Origin of the sequence: Rhizobium sp. S152 (assembly GCF_030380735.1) — a bacterium.
GTDB lineage: Bacteria > Pseudomonadota > Alphaproteobacteria > Rhizobiales > Rhizobiaceae > Rhizobium.
In genome coordinates this window covers 1-14808 of the sequence record NZ_JAUDRZ010000011.1, presented here as the reverse complement: position 1 = coordinate 14808, position 14808 = coordinate 1, and the positions used below count along the sequence as shown (strand labels likewise).

The following is a 14808-nucleotide window of genomic DNA, read 5'->3' as shown; positions in this document are numbered from 1 at the left end:
GCCTAAACCGGGGATCGTGATGGTGCATCGCTGTCCGTCGTGACGGCGTCGGTCGTCTGCGGCGCCAGATCCCGGAAATGTTCGGCGCGGCGCGGCATCTTCTTGTAGAAGCGCGGCAGGCCCGGCGTCAGGGACGCGGCCTTGCTTCTTGCTGCCGTGAGAATCTCGGTGATGTCTTCGGCGCGGCTGCGCAGCGCGGCGGTCAGGTCTGCATGCAGATGCTGCATCTCTGCGAAGGCGCTCGACTGCCTGATCTCCTCGCCACCTATCACGGCGTAGAGCCGCGCCCTCGAACTCTTGCCCTTCAGGCCGAGCGAGCCGGCGTCGAGCAGCGCGAAGTGCGGCAGTTCGGCGGCCGTCGCCTCCGAAACGAGAATGTCGAAGCCGACCTCCTTGCAGGCGGATTCGATGCGGGCGGCGACGTTGACCGCATCGCCGACCGCCGAATAGTTGAAGCGCGTCTCGGCGCCCATGTTGCCGACGCAGGCAAGGCCGGTGTGGATGCCGATGCCGATCCCTACCTGGTACTCCGGGCCGAAGCCGAAGGCGTTGCCCGTGTTGAGCCCGGAGAGCGTTTCGCGCATGGCGAGCGCCGCCTTCACCGCCTTTGCCGGATGGTTGGCGACGTCGAGCGGAGCATTCCAGAAGGCCATGATGGAATCGCCGATGAACTTGTCGAGCGTTCCCTCGTTGGCGGTGACGTGGCGGCTCAGCGCGTCGAGCAGCGTGTTAAGGAAACGGACGACTTCGGCGGGCGGCAGGCGCTCGCTGAGCTCGGTAAACCCGCGCACGTCGACGAACATCACCGTCAGTTCCCGATCGTCGCCGCCGAGTCTCAGCGCATTGCGCGTATGCTCGATGCGGTAGAGCAGCGACGGCGAGAGATATTGCCCAAAGGCGCGGCGGACCTCTCGCCTTTCCCGGTCGATCACCAGGATGCGGAACGAGGTGGCGGCAAAGTGCGTGATTGTGCCGGCGATGATCGGCGCCAGCGGATCGAAGAGCAGGCCCCAGCGGGAGAAGGCGAACCACGAGGCCGCGACCGCGAGCACGGTGATCAGAAGACCGCAGAAGAGGGCGACGGCCGGGCTGACGAAGGTCGTCAGCAGGACGAGGACGGTGCCGAGCACGGCGATGGCGAGGATTTCCATGCCGTTCGCCCAGTCCGGACGGGAGAGGAAGTGGCCCGTCAGGATCTGCTCGACGGTCTGGGCATGCATAGAAACGCCGGGCACGTTCTGGCCGAGCGCGGTGGTGCGGATATCCTGGAGGCCGGCCGACGAGGTGCCGACGAAGACGATGCTACCGTCGATGGCCGCCGCGACCTCGGGGGCGACGCCTTCGGGTGCAAGGATCCTCGAAGCGGAAATGTAGCGCTCGGCAATATCGGGACTGGTGTAGAGCCAGAGCTCGCCGCTTTTGGTGAGCGGTACGACGAAGCCGCCGATCTTCGCCGAGGTCAGCGTATCCGGCGCGTCGGGGGCGGCAGCCAGCACGTAGGTCGAGGCGCCCTGCGCCACCCGCAGCGCCTCGATGGCGAGGTTCGGGTAAAGTTGCTCGCCATCGGTCAGGAAGAGCGGAATCCGGCGCACCACGGATGAGCTGTTGCCGGGATTGAGGCTGATGTGGCCGATGCCAGATGCGCTCATCTGCAGCTGCGGCCGGATCGGGGTTGCCGCCGTCAGGCGCGGCGGAGCATTGAGCGGTGTTTCTCCGGTGAAGGCGAAGCCGCTCTTGATCGGCGGGCGGTAATCGCCTTCGGTCGAGAGGCCGAAGCCGAGGATAACGGGGCGTCCTGATATCGCCTTGGCGAAGAGTTCGTCATTGTCCGGCAGGCGGCTGACCAGCGTCGGGTCGACACCGGCGACATCGCGCATGACGGTGCGCGGCGAGAGGCGGTCGGGCTCGGCGAAGAGCACGTCGAAGGCGATGGCCGCCGCGCCCATATCGGAGAGCCGGTCGACCAGAAGCGCCAGCCGGTCCCGGGGCCATGGCCACTGGCCGAATTCCTTCAGCGACGCCTCGTCGATGTCGATGATCCTTACCGGCGTCGCCTCGAAGGGGCGGGGCGTGATGCGCTGGTATTCGTCGAAGGTGATGTCGCGCAGCTGCTGCATCAGCGGCGGATCGCTGGCGCGCAGAAGCGTCAACCCCGCGACGATGGCGAGGCCGATGATGACGCCGATTTTCTGCGCATTCGTCATGATGCAATCGGTCCAGCGATTTGGATATGGCCGGCTTGCCGGCGTGCCCGATGGTGCCGGGATCGGCGTCTTCGGGCCGAATGAAATTGCCTCTTTCCGGAGTGCGAGGCAACTGAGCCTTTTGGGCACTTCGAAGGCGCGCGTGGCAGCCGGGCCCGTCTGTCATATTTCGGCCGGCGCGCGCTCCCAATCTCTTTTCCGCACCTTGCCACCCCCCGACAAACTCGCTAAGAGACGCCGCAACTTGAGCCCTTGGGCGCAGGGCTTTAGAAGGGTTCCAGAAACTCCCAATTCCGGCTCTTCGGCCTGCGGCTTTCAGGGCTTCGTCGTGCCGGGTCTGGCGTTCGTCTCTCCCGGCGGTTTGCTGTGGTAGAGGCTTATGGCACGCATCGTAATGAAGTTCGGCGGAACATCCGTCGCTGATCTGGACCGCATCAAGAACGTTGCACGCCACGTCAAACGCGAGGTCGATGCCGGTCACGAAGTGGCCGTCGTCGTTTCCGCCATGTCGGGCAAGACAAACGAGCTGGTCGGCTGGGTGCAGAACACGCCGAAGGTCGTCGGCGCCAGCTCTCCCTTCTACGACGCCCGCGAATATGACGCTATCGTCGCCTCCGGCGAGCAGGTGACATCCGGTCTTCTGGCGATCGCGCTGCAGGCGATGGACGTCAACGCCCGCTCCTGGCAGGGCTGGCAGATCCCGATCCGCACCGACAACGCCCACGGCGCCGCCCGCATCCTCGAGATCGACGGCTCCGAGATGATCAAGCGGATGGGCGAGGGCCAGGTGGCCGTCATCGCCGGCTTCCAGGGTCTCGGCCCTGACAACCGCATCGCGACGCTCGGCCGTGGTGGCTCGGATACGTCGGCGGTCGCAATCGCCGCAGCCGTCAAGGCAGACCGTTGCGACATCTATACCGATGTCGACGGCGTCTACACGACCGATCCGCGCATCGTGCCGCAGGCGCGCCGCCTGAAGAAGATCGCTTTCGAGGAAATGCTCGAAATGGCATCGCTCGGCGCTAAGGTGCTGCAGGTTCGCTCGGTCGAGCTTGCCATGGTGCACAAGGTGCGCACCTTCGTGCGTTCGTCTTTTGAAGATCCCGATGCTCCGGGCATGGGTGATTTCTTGAACCCGCCCGGAACGCTGATTTGTGACGAGGAAGAAATCGTGGAACAGGAAGTAGTCACCGGCATCGCCTATGCCAAGGATGAAGCGCAGATCTCGCTTCGCCGTCTCGCCGACCGGCCGGGCGTCTCCGCCGCGATCTTCGGACCGCTGGCCGAGAACCACATCAATGTCGACATGATCGTCCAGAACATCTCGGAAGACGGCTCGAAGACCGACATGACCTTCACCGTGCCGTCGGGCGACGTCGAAAAGGCGATCAAGGTGCTCGGCGAGCACAAGGATTCGATCGGTTACGACGTCGTGCAGAACGAGGCGGGCCTGGTCAAGGTGTCGGTCATCGGCATCGGCATGCGCAGCCACGCGGGCGTTGCCGCCACTGCCTTCAAGGCGCTGGCCGACAAGGGGATCAACATCAAGGCGATCACCACCTCGGAAATCAAGATTTCCATCCTGATCGACGGTCCTTATGCGGAACTCGCTGTCAGGACTTTGCATTCCTGCTACGGTCTGGATAAGAATTGATTCCCAGCAGGCCCGCGCCGCGTACAAGTTGAGAGGTGGCGCGGCATCTGCCGGGCCACTTTGCTTTGTTTTTGGAGCTTGAGACGCAATGAGAGACCTTTCCGGCGGTCCGCGCGTGCTGCTCAAGCGGCTGCGCGAGTTGATGGCGGAGCCGCTGGAGCCACAGGAGCGTCTTGACCGGATCGTTCGCCAGATTGCCAGCAACATGGTGGCGGAGGTCTGCTCCGCCTACGTGCTGCGCTCCGACGGCGTGCTCGAGCTCTACGCGACCGAAGGTCTGAACCGCGAAGCGGTCCACCTGGCGCAATTGAAGATGGGCCAGGGCCTCGTCGGTACCATCGCTGCCTCCGCCCAGCCGCTCAACCTCTCCGACGCGCAGTCGCATCCGGCCTTCCGCTACCTGCCGGAAACCGGCGAAGAAATTTATCATTCCTTCCTCGGCGTGCCGATCCTGCGCGCCGGCCGGTCGCTCGGCGTTCTCGTTGTGCAGAACAAGGCCAGCCGCAACTATCGCGACGAGGAACTGGAAGCGCTCGAAACGACGGCCATGGTTCTGGCCGAGATGATCGCCACCGGCGAGCTGAAGAAGCTCACCAAGCCCGGCCTCGAACTCGACCTCACCCGCTCCGTCACCATCGACGGCGATACCTATAACGAGGGCATCGGCCTCGGCTATGTCGTGCTGCACGAGCCGCGCATCGTCGTCACCAATCTGCTCAACGAGGATTCCGACAAGGAAATCCGCCGGCTTGCCGAAGCGCTGGGTTCGCTGCGCATCTCGATCGACGATCTCTTGTCGCAGCGCGACATGTCGATGGAGGGCGAGCATCGCGAGGTGCTCGAGACCTACCGCATGTTCGCGCACGACCAGGGATGGGTGCGCAAGCTGGAAGAGGCGATCCGCAACGGCCTGACGGCGGAAGCCGCGGTCGAGAAGGTGCAGAGCGACACCAAGGCGCGGATGATGCGCCTGACCGATCCTTACCTGCGCGAGCGGATGCACGATTTCGAGGACCTGGCGAACCGGTTGCTCCGGCAGCTGACCGGCTATACCGGGCGCACCTCCGGCGACGGCTTCCCGACCGACGCGATCATTCTGGCGCGCGCCATGGGCGCCGCCGAACTTCTCGATTATCCGCGCGCCAATGTGCGCGGCCTGGTGCTCGAAGAGGGCGCCGTCACCAGCCATGTCGTCATCGTGGCGCGCGCCATGGGTATTCCGGTCATCGGCCAGGCGGCCGGGATCGTGGCGCTCGCCGAAAACGGCGATGCCGTGATCATCGACAGCGATGGCGGCCATGTGCACCTGCGGCCGCTGCCGGAGCATCAGCGCTCCTACGAGGAGAAGGTGCGTTTCCGTGCCCGCCGGCAGGAGCAGTTCCGGGCGCTCCGCGCCGTCGAGCCGCTGACCAAGGACGGGCAGCGCGTGTCGCTGCAGATGAATGCCGGCCTTCTCGTCGATCTGCCTCAGCTTGCCGAATCCGGCGCCGAGGGCATCGGCCTGTTCCGCACCGAGCTGCAGTTCATGATCGCCTCGACGCTTCCGAAGGCGGACGAGCAGGAACAGTTTTACCGCAACGTCTTGAAGCAGTCGGGCGGCCGCGTGGTGACCTTCCGGACGCTTGATATCGGCGGCGATAAGGTCGTTCCCTATTTCCGCGGCCACGAGGAAGAAAACCCGGCGCTCGGCTGGCGGGCAATCCGCCTGTCTCTGGATCGGCCGGGCCTGTTGCGCACGCAACTTCGCGCCATGCTGAAGGCGGCGGCCGGCGGCGAATTGAAGATGATGGTGCCGATGGTGACCGAAGTCTCGGAAATCGCCGCGGTGCGCGACCTGTTGCAGAAGGAAGTGCAGCATCTCTCCCGCTTCGGCCACGGCCTGCCGCGCAAGCTGCAGTTCGGCGCCATGCTGGAAGTGCCGGCGCTTCTGTGGCAGCTGGACGAGCTGATGGCCGCCGTCGATTTCGTCTCGGTCGGTTCCAACGACCTGTTCCAGTTCTCGATGGCGGTCGATCGCGGCAATGCGCGGGTCTCGGACCGTTTCGACACGCTGGGCAAACCGTTCCTGCGCATCCTGCGCGACATCGTGCGCGCAGGCGAGCGCAACAATACGCCGGTGACGCTGTGCGGCGAACTGGCGGGCAAGCCGATCTCCGCGATGGCCTTGCTCGGCATCGGCTTCCGCTCGGTCTCCATGTCGCCTGCCTCCATCGGTCCTGTTAAGGCGATGCTGCTCGGGCTGGATGTCGGGGCGCTGGCGAAGGTGATGAACGAGGCGCTCGACGATACCAAGACGGCGACCTCGATGCGCGAGCTGCTTGCCCATTTCGCCGAAACCCACAATATCCCTCTGTAGCCAGAGACAAACAGAATTGGAGTGAGGGTGGCGAAGCTTCCCGTTGAAAAGATGCGCGAGCTGGAACGCCGCTTCGGCGAGATCGAAGCGCGCATGTCGGCCGGTCCCGCGGCCGATGTTTACGTCAAGCTCGCCTCCGAATATGCCGAGCTGCAGCCGGTCGTGGGCAAGATCCGCGCTTACGAGAAGGCGCTCGCCGAGCTTTCGGATCTGGAATCTCTCCTTGAAGACAAGTCGGTCGATCGCGAGATGCGCGATATGGCCGAGATGGAACTGCCCGAGGTGAAGGAGCGCATCGAGGCGCTGGAGCAGGAAATTCAGATCCTGCTGCTGCCCAAGGACGCGGCCGACGAGAAGAGCGCCATCCTCGAAATCCGCGCCGGCACAGGCGGTTCGGAAGCGGCGCTGTTTGCCGGCGACCTGTTTCGCATGTACGAGCGCTACGCCGCCGTGCATGGCTGGAAGGTCGAGGTTCTCTCTTCCAGCGAAGGTGAAGCCGGCGGCTTCAAGGAAATTATCGCGACCATCACCGGCAAGGGCGTGTTCGCCAAGCTGAAGTTCGAATCCGGCGTGCACCGCGTGCAGCGCGTGCCGGAGACGGAGGCGGGCGGGCGTATCCATACGTCGGCCGCGACCGTAGCCGTTCTTCCCGAGGCCGAGGAGATCGACATCGAGATCCGGGCGGAAGATATCCGCATCGATACGATGCGCTCGTCGGGCGCCGGCGGCCAGCACGTCAACACGACGGACTCGGCGGTGCGCATCACCCACCTGCCGACAGGTATCGTGGTCACCAGTTCGGAAAAGTCGCAGCACCAGAACCGCGCCAAGGCGATGCAGGTTCTGCGGTCGCGTCTCTACGACGCCGAGCGCCAGCGCGCCGACAGCGAGCGCTCCGCCGACCGCAAGAGCCAGGTCGGCTCCGGCGACCGTTCGGAACGCATCCGCACCTACAATTTCCCGCAGGGCCGCGTCACCGACCACCGCATCAACCTGACGCTTTACAAGCTCGACCGGATGATGGTCGGCGAGATCGACGAGATCGTCGATGCGCTGATGGCGGATTACCAGGCAAGCCGGCTGGCGCAGCTCGGCGAACAGCAGCCATGACCGAGAGCGGGAAACGGGCGGAGCCCACGGTTTCCCAGCTCGCGGCGGAAGCCCGGCGCCGCTTCAGTGCTGCCGGCATCGCCGATCCTGCCGCCGATGCGCGCGTCCTGATCTCCGGCCTGCTCGGCCTGAGCAATACCGAGATGCTGACCAAGGGCGGAGAAACGGTCACGCCCGAGGAGGCCGATGCCGTCGAGGCGGCGATCCTTCGCCGTCTTGCGCATGAGCCGGTCCACCGGATCCTCGGCGAGCGCGAGTTCTACGGCCTGCCGCTGTCGCTCTCATCGGACACGCTGGAGCCGAGGCCGGACACGGAAATCCTCGTCGATACCATGCTTCCTTATCTGCGCGATCTTGCAAATACGGGAGGGCATATCCATATTCTCGACATGGGAACCGGAACCGGGGCGATATGCCTGGCGCTCTTGAGCGAATGTCCGGAAGCGTCGGGTATCGGCAGCGACATATCGGCCGATGCATTGAAGACGGCACTATCAAACGCGGAAAGAAACGGATTGCAGGAACGGTTTCAGGCCGTGCAATCGAACTGGTTTGACAATATCCAGGGCTCGTTTCATGCAATCGTCTCAAATCCGCCCTATATCGCATCCAATATCGTTCTCGGTCTCGCGCCCGAAGTAACGAAATTTGATCCGGCCGCCGCACTGGATGGTGGCATGGATGGGCTTGACGCTTACAAAGCCATCGCCAAAGATGCCGCAAGGTTCATGCAGCCCAATGGCATTATTGGAGTTGAGATAGGCTACGATCAGCGGATCGCTGTAACCGACGTCTTCGAGAAGGAAGGCTTCAAATTCCAAGAATCGGTGAAGGATTACGGCCAGAATGACCGGGTGCTGATCTTCAGTCGTCCGTAACGGGCGACGGTTTACCACACGGGTTGGAACACAGGTGTCATTGCGAAGAAAAGGCTTGGTTTTCCACGGGAAGCAATATAGGTTGCCCCCACGCGTTGGAGAGATGGGACAGAACGACGATTCGTTCGATACTAGCTCGGCCTCGGGGGTCTGCTCTTTCAAACGAGAGTTTCAAAGGTTGAACACGACCCAATGCGTGAATCAGTCAAACTGACTTGATGACAAGCGGCAGGTCGGCGCAAAGGCGCATTATGCTTGCGGCACGATAGCCCTGAGCCGGTTGGACCGGCTACGGCGGTCGATGCCATAACTCCACACAAACAGAGAATTCAGGTGAACGATCGATGAGGCCAGGACAGCAGAACAAGCGCGGTCGCGGGCGTGGCAGTAACAATAACGGCGGCGGCGGCGGAAATAACAACAATAATTTCAACCGCAAGGGTGGCAATCCGCTGACGCGGAGCTACGACAGCTCCGGCCCAGACGTAAAGATCCGTGGCACTGCCCAGCACATCGCCGAGAAATACGCGCAGCTCGCTCGTGACGCCCAGAGCTCCGGCGACCGCGTTATCGCCGAGAACTACCTGCAGCACGCCGAACACTACAACCGCATCATTGCCGCCGCACAGGCGCAGATGCAGGAACGCTTCCAGCGCGACGACCGTGGTGAGTTCGGCGAAGGTGGCGAGCGTGACGGTGACGACATCGACGGCAACGAGAACGACGATGTCGTCGTCGTGCAGCCGCCGCGCCAGCAGGAGCATCAGCAGCGCCGTTCGAACGAACAGCCGCGCCGCAACAACGATGACCAGCCGCGTCGCAATGACGAGCAGCCGCGCCGCAGCGAAGATCAGCCGCGTGGCGAAGAGCAGCCGGCCCGCCAGCCGCGCAATGAAGATCAGTCTGTCCGCCAGCCGCGCCGCCAGCCGCAGGAACAGCCTGCTCCTGTCGCCGCCGCGACGCAGCCGGAAGTGATGGATGGAACCGGTCCGCAGCCGGAAATCGAAGGCATTCCGGCCGAGGTTTCCATGGACGAAGAAAGCGCCCAGCCGCGCGAGCGCCAGCCGCGCCGCCGCAGCACCACCGCCCGCCCGCGCCGTCCGCGTCGCGCCGAAGGCGAGGCGGCAGGCGAAGGCGAAGCCGCAAGCGAGGCTCCGGCTCTCGCGGATGCCGCTTCCGAATAAGGCTGCCTACTAAGGTTTTGGCCCGCAAGGGCAGGACAAAGATCAAGGGCCGCTCCGATGGGGCGGCCCTTGTGCGTTTCCGGCTTCAATTCCGAGATCGCAGCCGGCATTTTCGGGCGCGCTCCGGCTGTCCGTTTTTCGGCTCGCCGCCCCTTTAAACTCCGCAAATCCTCCACCATATCCAGCGCATGTTCCGGCGGTGCAAATCGTCAAGCCCGCCGGAAAAAGGGCTCGCCTCTTGAGGGAGCTCAATCTCGGTCATCGGCCTGTGCCTTATAAGGGCAGGGCGATTTAAGGAGGTCCATTCATGAATATCGAAAAATACTCCGAGCGGGTGCGCGGTTTCATCCAGTCGGCGCAGACCTACGCGCTGGCGCAGGGTCACCAGCAGTTCGCTCCCGAGCATGTGCTGAAGGTGCTGCTCGACGACGATCAGGGCATGGCCGCTTCGCTCATCGAGCGCGCCGGCGGCGACGCAAAGGCGGCGCGTCTTGCCAATGACGCCGCCCTTGCGAAGATGCCGAAGGTCTCCGGCGGCAACGGACAGATCTATCTCGCCGCGCCGCTCGCCAAGGTTCTCTCGACGGCGGAAGAAGCCGCGAAGAAATCCAACGACAGTTTCGTTACCGTCGAGCGCCTGCTGCAGGCGCTGGCGATGGAATCGTCGACCGCGACGACCTTGAAGAACGCCGGCGTCACCGCCGTTGCGCTCAACCAGGTCATCAACGAGATCCGCAAGGGCCGCACCGCCGACAGCGCCAATGCCGAACAGGGCTTCGACGCGCTGAAGAAGTTCGCCCGCGACCTGACGGCGGAAGCCCGCGATGGCCGGCTCGATCCTGTCATCGGCCGCGACGACGAAATCCGCCGCACCATCCAGGTGCTGTCGCGCCGCACCAAGAACAACCCTGTATTGATAGGCGAACCCGGCGTCGGCAAGACGGCGATCGTCGAAGGCCTGGCGCTGCGTATCGTCAACGGCGATGTGCCCGAGTCTCTCAAGGACAAGAAGCTGATGGCGCTCGACATGGGCGCGCTGATCGCTGGCGCGAAATATCGCGGCGAGTTCGAAGAGCGGCTGAAGAGCGTCCTGAACGAAGTGCAGTCCGAAAACGGCGAGATCATCCTCTTCATCGACGAGATGCACACGCTCGTCGGCGCCGGCAAGGGCGATGGCGCGATGGACGCGTCGAACCTCCTGAAGCCGGCGCTGGCGCGCGGCGAGCTGCACTGCGTCGGCGCGACCACGCTCGACGAATACCGCAAGCACGTCGAAAAGGACCCGGCGCTGGCCCGTCGGTTCCAGCCCGTGGTCGTCGACGAGCCGACGGTCGAGGACACCATCTCGATCCTGCGCGGCCTGAAGGAAAAATACGAGCAGCACCACAAGGTCCGCATCTCGGATTCGGCCCTGGTGGCGGCGGCCACGCTGTCGAACCGCTACATCACCGATCGCTTTCTCCCCGACAAGGCGATCGACCTGATGGACGAGGCGGCCGCGCGCCTGCGCATGCAGGTCGATTCCAAGCCCGAGGAGCTCGACGAACTCGATCGCCGCATCATGCAGCTGAAGATCGAGCGCGAGGCGCTGAAGAAGGAAACCGACGTCGCCTCGGCCGACCGGCTGGTGCGGCTCGAAACCGAGCTCACCGATCTGGAAGAGAGCGCCGATGCGCTGACGGCCCGCTGGCAGGCGGAAAAGCAGAAGCTCGGCCTTGCCGCTGATCTGAAGAAGGAACTCGACGACGCCCGCAACGATCTGGCGATCGCCCAGCGCAAGGGTGAATTCCAGCGCGCCGGCGAGCTGACCTACGGTGTCATTCCGGAGCTTGAAAAGAAGCTTTCGGAAGCCGAAGCGCAGGACAATGATCGCAGCGCCATGGTCCAGGAGGTCGTGACCCCCGATAACATCGCGCATGTCGTTTCCCGCTGGACCGGCATTCCTGTCGAAAAGATGCTGGAAGGCGACCGCGAGAAGCTGCTGCGGATGGAAGACGAGCTGGCGAAATCGGTGATCGGCCAGGGGGACGCGGTTCAGGCCGTGTCGCGGGCGGTGCGCCGCGCGCGCGCCGGCCTGCAGGATCCGAACCGGCCGCTCGGCTCGTTCATCTTCCTCGGCCCGACCGGCGTCGGCAAGACGGAGCTGACCAAGGCATTGGCCCGTTTCCTCTTCGACGACGAGACCGCGATGGTGCGCATGGACATGTCGGAATACATGGAGAAGCACTCCGTCGCCCGGCTGATCGGCGCCCCTCCCGGCTATGTCGGCTATGAGGAAGGTGGTTCGCTGACGGAAGCGGTGCGTCGTAGGCCCTACCAGGTCGTGCTGTTCGACGAGATCGAAAAGGCGCATCCGGATGTCTTCAACGTGCTGCTGCAGGTGCTCGATGACGGCCGCCTGACCGATGGCCAGGGCCGCACCGTCGACTTCCGCAACACGATGATCATCATGACGTCGAACCTCGGTGCGACCATGCTGACGGAGCTTCCCGACGGTCATGACACGGACGAAATCCGCGAGCAGGTCCTCGACGTCGTGCGCGGCCACTTCCGGCCGGAGTTCCTGAACCGCATCGACGAGATCATCCTCTTCCACCGCCTCAAGCGGGACGAGATGGGCGCGATCGTCGACATCCAGCTGCAGCGGCTGGTCAAGCTCTTGGCCGAGCGCAAGATCACGATCGAGCTCGACGACGAGGCCACGCACTGGCTCGCCAACAAGGGCTATGATCCCGTCTATGGCGCGCGACCGCTGAAACGGGTGATCCAGAAGTACGTCCAGGACCCGCTGGCCGAGGATATTCTCGGTGGCAAGGTGCCTGACGGATCGACGGTGAAGATATCAGGCGGCACCGATCGGCTGTTGTTCCGCACGAAGAGCGCTGGTGTCAGCGAAGCGGCTTAACGGACGCGAGATGTGAGAGTGGAAACGGCGGCTTCGGTCGCCGTTTTTGTTTTTGGGTGGCGTTCCCGCATGAAAACCCCTCCCCAACCCCTCCCCACAAGGGGGAGGGGCTAATCCGTGGCGTTCTTTGCACCACGCTCTTCTCGTTGGCGATCGTTGAGAGGCTTCAGTCTGGCGGAGAGAGTGCGCCCAGCAAGCCCCTCCCCCTTGTGGGAAGGGGTTGGGGAGGGGACTTTATTCTTGCAGTCGGCGGCCGAGGAGAAGCCCTACTTGCTCGCCACCTGCGCCGGCGGCTGGTTGCCGAGCAGCGCGTCGATGCGCTTGCGCTCGTCTTCGAACTTGGCGAGCGCCGGTCCCGACAGAGACTTGCCGCCCGGCAGGCGCACGCGCAGCGGATCGACCTTGGTGCCGTTGACGATCATCTCGTAATGCAGATGCGGGCCGGTCGATTCACCCGTGGTGCCAACCCAGCCGATCACCTGGCCCTGGCGGACCTTGGCGCCGGGAACCACGCCCTTGGCGATGGCGCTCTGGTGGTTGTAGGAAGATTCGTAGCCGTTGGCGTGGCGCACGATCGTCTGGTTGCCGTAGCCGCCACTGTCCCAGCCGGCCTTTTCCACCGTGCCGTTGCCGACGGCGATGATCGCGGTTCCGCGCGGGGCGGCCCAGTCGACGCCGGTGTGCATGCGGGCAAAGCCGAGGATCGGGTGGCGGCGCATGCCGAAGCCGGAGCGGAAGATGCCGTTCGGCACCGGGTTGCGCAGCAGGAACTGGCGGATGCTCTTGCCGTCCTGGTCGAAATAGTCGACCGAACCGTCTTCGGGATCCTGATAGCGGTAGAAGCGCGTCTGCGTGTCGCCGAAACGGGCGTTGACGTAGAGCAGCTGGGAATCGGCGGTTGCCTGGCCACTGCTGTCGGCCACCGAGAAGAAAGCCTCCAGCGTGTCGGTCGGGCGCAGCTCGGCCTGGAAGTCGACATTGCTGGCGAGCAGCTTGATGATCAGCGCCGTCATGTCCTTGGTCATGCCGTAGGAAAGTGCCGCGCGATAGATGCCGTCATAGACGCGCGGCAGGTTCTGGTTCGACGGCGCCGACATCGCGGTGTCGTCGAAGGCGGTGGCGACCGCGTCGAGCTCGGGCGGCGCGCTGGCTGAAACGAAATGATCGGTGTCGTCGAGCGCCACGGTCACCAGGTGCCGGGTGCCGCGATAGACACTGGCGCGAATGATCTTCGCCTGTTCGCCCTTCTGCAGGATGCCGATGCGCAGCACGTCGCCCTTAGAAAGCGCGTCCGTGCCGAGAAGCGGGGTGAGGTTGCCGGCGAGGTTCTTTGCCTGCGGCTCGGGATAGCCCGAATCCATCATCGCCTTGGTGATCGGCGTCGGCTGGCGGGCCGGGATGATGTCGTCGGCGAACTCTTCGGTTTGCGGCGTGATCTGCTCCGGCGCCGAGACCGTCATGTTCTGCTCGAGCACGCGGGCGGTCAGGCCCGACGTCAGGTCGACGTCGTTGTCGTCGTTGGAAAAGCGGCGGGGGTCGACGTAGTAAAGCGCGGCCACCTGGGCGGCGCCATCCGTCAGCACAGACCCGTTGGAGCGGACGTTCTCCTCGACCTCGTCGAGCGTCATGCCGGCGGCGACCTTGAGATCGGAACGGTCGGCCGGATAGGCGACGGTCTTCAGGCTGACTTCGGATTCGACGTCGGAGCCGTAGATCTGGCCGGTGCGGGCAGCCGGTGCCGGCTCGCCCTCGTCGGCGGAGAAGATCGTCAGCGGGTTGAAGCTCGGATAATCCTCGGGCGCGACGTGGTTGGCGGCGAGCGTCATCTTCACGCGGGCGAAGGGCTGGCGGCGCACCACTTCCTTCTCGCCCTCGTGCACGACGGTAGAGACTTCCATGATCTTGCGGTCGGAGGGCTTGGCGGCGATGGCGGGTGCGATCAGGCGGCTGCCGCGGGTGACCTGGTCGTCGTCATTGGCGTGCTCGTTGATATTGGCATAGGCTTCGGCCGGGATCGCCAGCTGCTGGCGGCCGTCGAGCGCGGCAAACAGCGCCACGCCCATCAATACGCTCGAGGTGATGCCCGTCAGGAATGTGCCGGAAAGCCAGCGCAGCGAGATCTCGCGGCGATCGGGGGCGCGCCTGCCATCGGCGAGAAGCGGCGGCTCGTTGCCGAACGAGCGGATCATCATCTTCTCCGTCATCATGGCAGTCGTGTCCGCATCCTTTATGATGGCCCCTCGGCGGCTGGCCGGAAAAGTGCATAGTTTGCCGAAGGAAGTCAAATCGGCAGAAGCCGCCGATCGAAATCCCGGTCCTTGAGACCACCCGATTATGATGATGTGAAGGCAAGAGGGGTGGTAACGGGCATTTATCGACCTATCTATAGAATAACCCGTGCGTGGCCGACAGGCGAAGCATCCGGATTTGCGTTGATTTCAACAGGCGATGAGCTGCGACTGAAAATTCCGCAGTCCTTTCAGTTGGATAGTAGAAACTTCGAGTTTTTCGCAAACG

General features: G+C 64.0%; 10 protein-coding genes. 8 read left to right on the top strand and 2 right to left on the bottom strand.

Annotation, left to right across the window (positions count from 1 at the left end):
- Positions 1-2 precede the first annotated feature (2 nt).
- Complete coding sequence (locus QTL95_RS14735; protein WP_289720714.1) at positions 3-2204, bottom strand: CHASE2 domain-containing protein; 2202 nt, start codon at positions 2202-2204, stop codon at positions 3-5.
- Between QTL95_RS14735 and QTL95_RS14730 the strand changes: the two genes are divergently transcribed.
- From QTL95_RS14730 to clpB, 7 genes are all read left to right on the top strand, one after another.
- Entirely contained in the window at positions 2173-2577 is a 405-nt protein-coding gene (locus QTL95_RS14730; protein WP_289720713.1) for a hypothetical protein, read from the top strand. The genes QTL95_RS14735 and QTL95_RS14730 overlap by 32 nt on opposite strands.
- A gap of 6 nt (positions 2578-2583) precedes the next feature.
- Positions 2584-3858, top strand: a complete 1275-nt coding sequence (locus QTL95_RS14725; protein WP_289720712.1) for an aspartate kinase — start codon at positions 2584-2586, stop codon at positions 3856-3858.
- A gap of 88 nt (positions 3859-3946) precedes the next feature.
- Positions 3947-6214: a phosphoenolpyruvate--protein phosphotransferase gene (gene ptsP, locus QTL95_RS14720; RefSeq protein ID WP_289720711.1), complete on the top strand. Its 2268-nt coding sequence runs from the start codon at positions 3947-3949 to the stop codon at positions 6212-6214.
- Positions 6215-6241: 27 nt separating this feature from the next.
- Complete coding sequence (prfA, locus tag QTL95_RS14715; protein ID WP_289720710.1) at positions 6242-7324, top strand: peptide chain release factor 1; 1083 nt, start codon at positions 6242-6244, stop codon at positions 7322-7324.
- Positions 7321-8202 carry a peptide chain release factor N(5)-glutamine methyltransferase gene (gene prmC / locus QTL95_RS14710; RefSeq protein ID WP_289720709.1) on the top strand — a complete coding sequence of 294 codons (882 nt, stop codon included), beginning with the start codon at positions 7321-7323 and terminating at the stop codon, positions 8200-8202. The genes prfA and prmC overlap by 4 nt, the downstream gene beginning before the upstream one ends.
- 344 nt (positions 8203-8546) lie before the next feature.
- The gene (locus tag QTL95_RS14705; RefSeq protein ID WP_289720708.1) at positions 8547-9386 is read left to right on the top strand and encodes a DUF4167 domain-containing protein; all 840 of its coding nucleotides are present in this window, start codon (positions 8547-8549) and stop codon (positions 9384-9386) included.
- A gap of 307 nt (positions 9387-9693) precedes the next feature.
- Positions 9694-12291 carry an ATP-dependent chaperone ClpB gene (clpB, locus tag QTL95_RS14700; RefSeq protein ID WP_289720707.1) on the top strand — a complete coding sequence of 866 codons (2598 nt, stop codon included), beginning with the start codon at positions 9694-9696 and terminating at the stop codon, positions 12289-12291.
- 266 nt (positions 12292-12557) lie between these two features.
- Here clpB and QTL95_RS14695 read toward each other — a convergent pair whose 3' ends face one another.
- Positions 12558-14498, bottom strand: a complete 1941-nt coding sequence (locus QTL95_RS14695; protein ID WP_289720706.1) for a M23 family metallopeptidase — start codon at positions 14496-14498, stop codon at positions 12558-12560.
- A gap of 111 nt (positions 14499-14609) precedes the next feature.
- On the opposite strand from QTL95_RS14695, the gene QTL95_RS14690 reads away from it, so the two are divergent.
- Positions 14610-14808 (top strand): hypothetical protein (locus tag QTL95_RS14690; RefSeq protein ID WP_289720705.1); only part of this gene is annotated, 199 nt, incomplete at its 3' end.

Bases quoted from the DNA above. Each gene is read 5' to 3' on its own strand.
- QTL95_RS14725 (WP_289720712.1), top strand. From the start codon at position 2,584: ATGGCACGCATCGTAATGAAGTTCGGCGGAACATCCGTCGCTGATCTG.
- QTL95_RS14705 (WP_289720708.1), top strand. From the start codon at position 8,547: ATGAGGCCAGGACAGCAGAACAAGCGCGGTCGCGGGCGTGGCAGTAAC.
- QTL95_RS14730 (WP_289720713.1), top strand. From the start codon at position 2,173: ATGATGACGCCGATTTTCTGCGCATTCGTCATGATGCAATCGGTCCAG.
- prmC (WP_289720709.1), top strand. From the start codon at position 7,321: ATGACCGAGAGCGGGAAACGGGCGGAGCCCACGGTTTCCCAGCTCGCG.
- QTL95_RS14695 (WP_289720706.1), bottom strand. From the start codon at position 14,498: ATGATGACGGAGAAGATGATGATCCGCTCGTTCGGCAACGAGCCGCCG.
- QTL95_RS14735 (WP_289720714.1), bottom strand. From the start codon at position 2,204: ATGACGAATGCGCAGAAAATCGGCGTCATCATCGGCCTCGCCATCGTC.
- ptsP (WP_289720711.1), top strand. From the start codon at position 3,947: ATGAGAGACCTTTCCGGCGGTCCGCGCGTGCTGCTCAAGCGGCTGCGC.
- clpB (WP_289720707.1), top strand. From the start codon at position 9,694: ATGAATATCGAAAAATACTCCGAGCGGGTGCGCGGTTTCATCCAGTCG.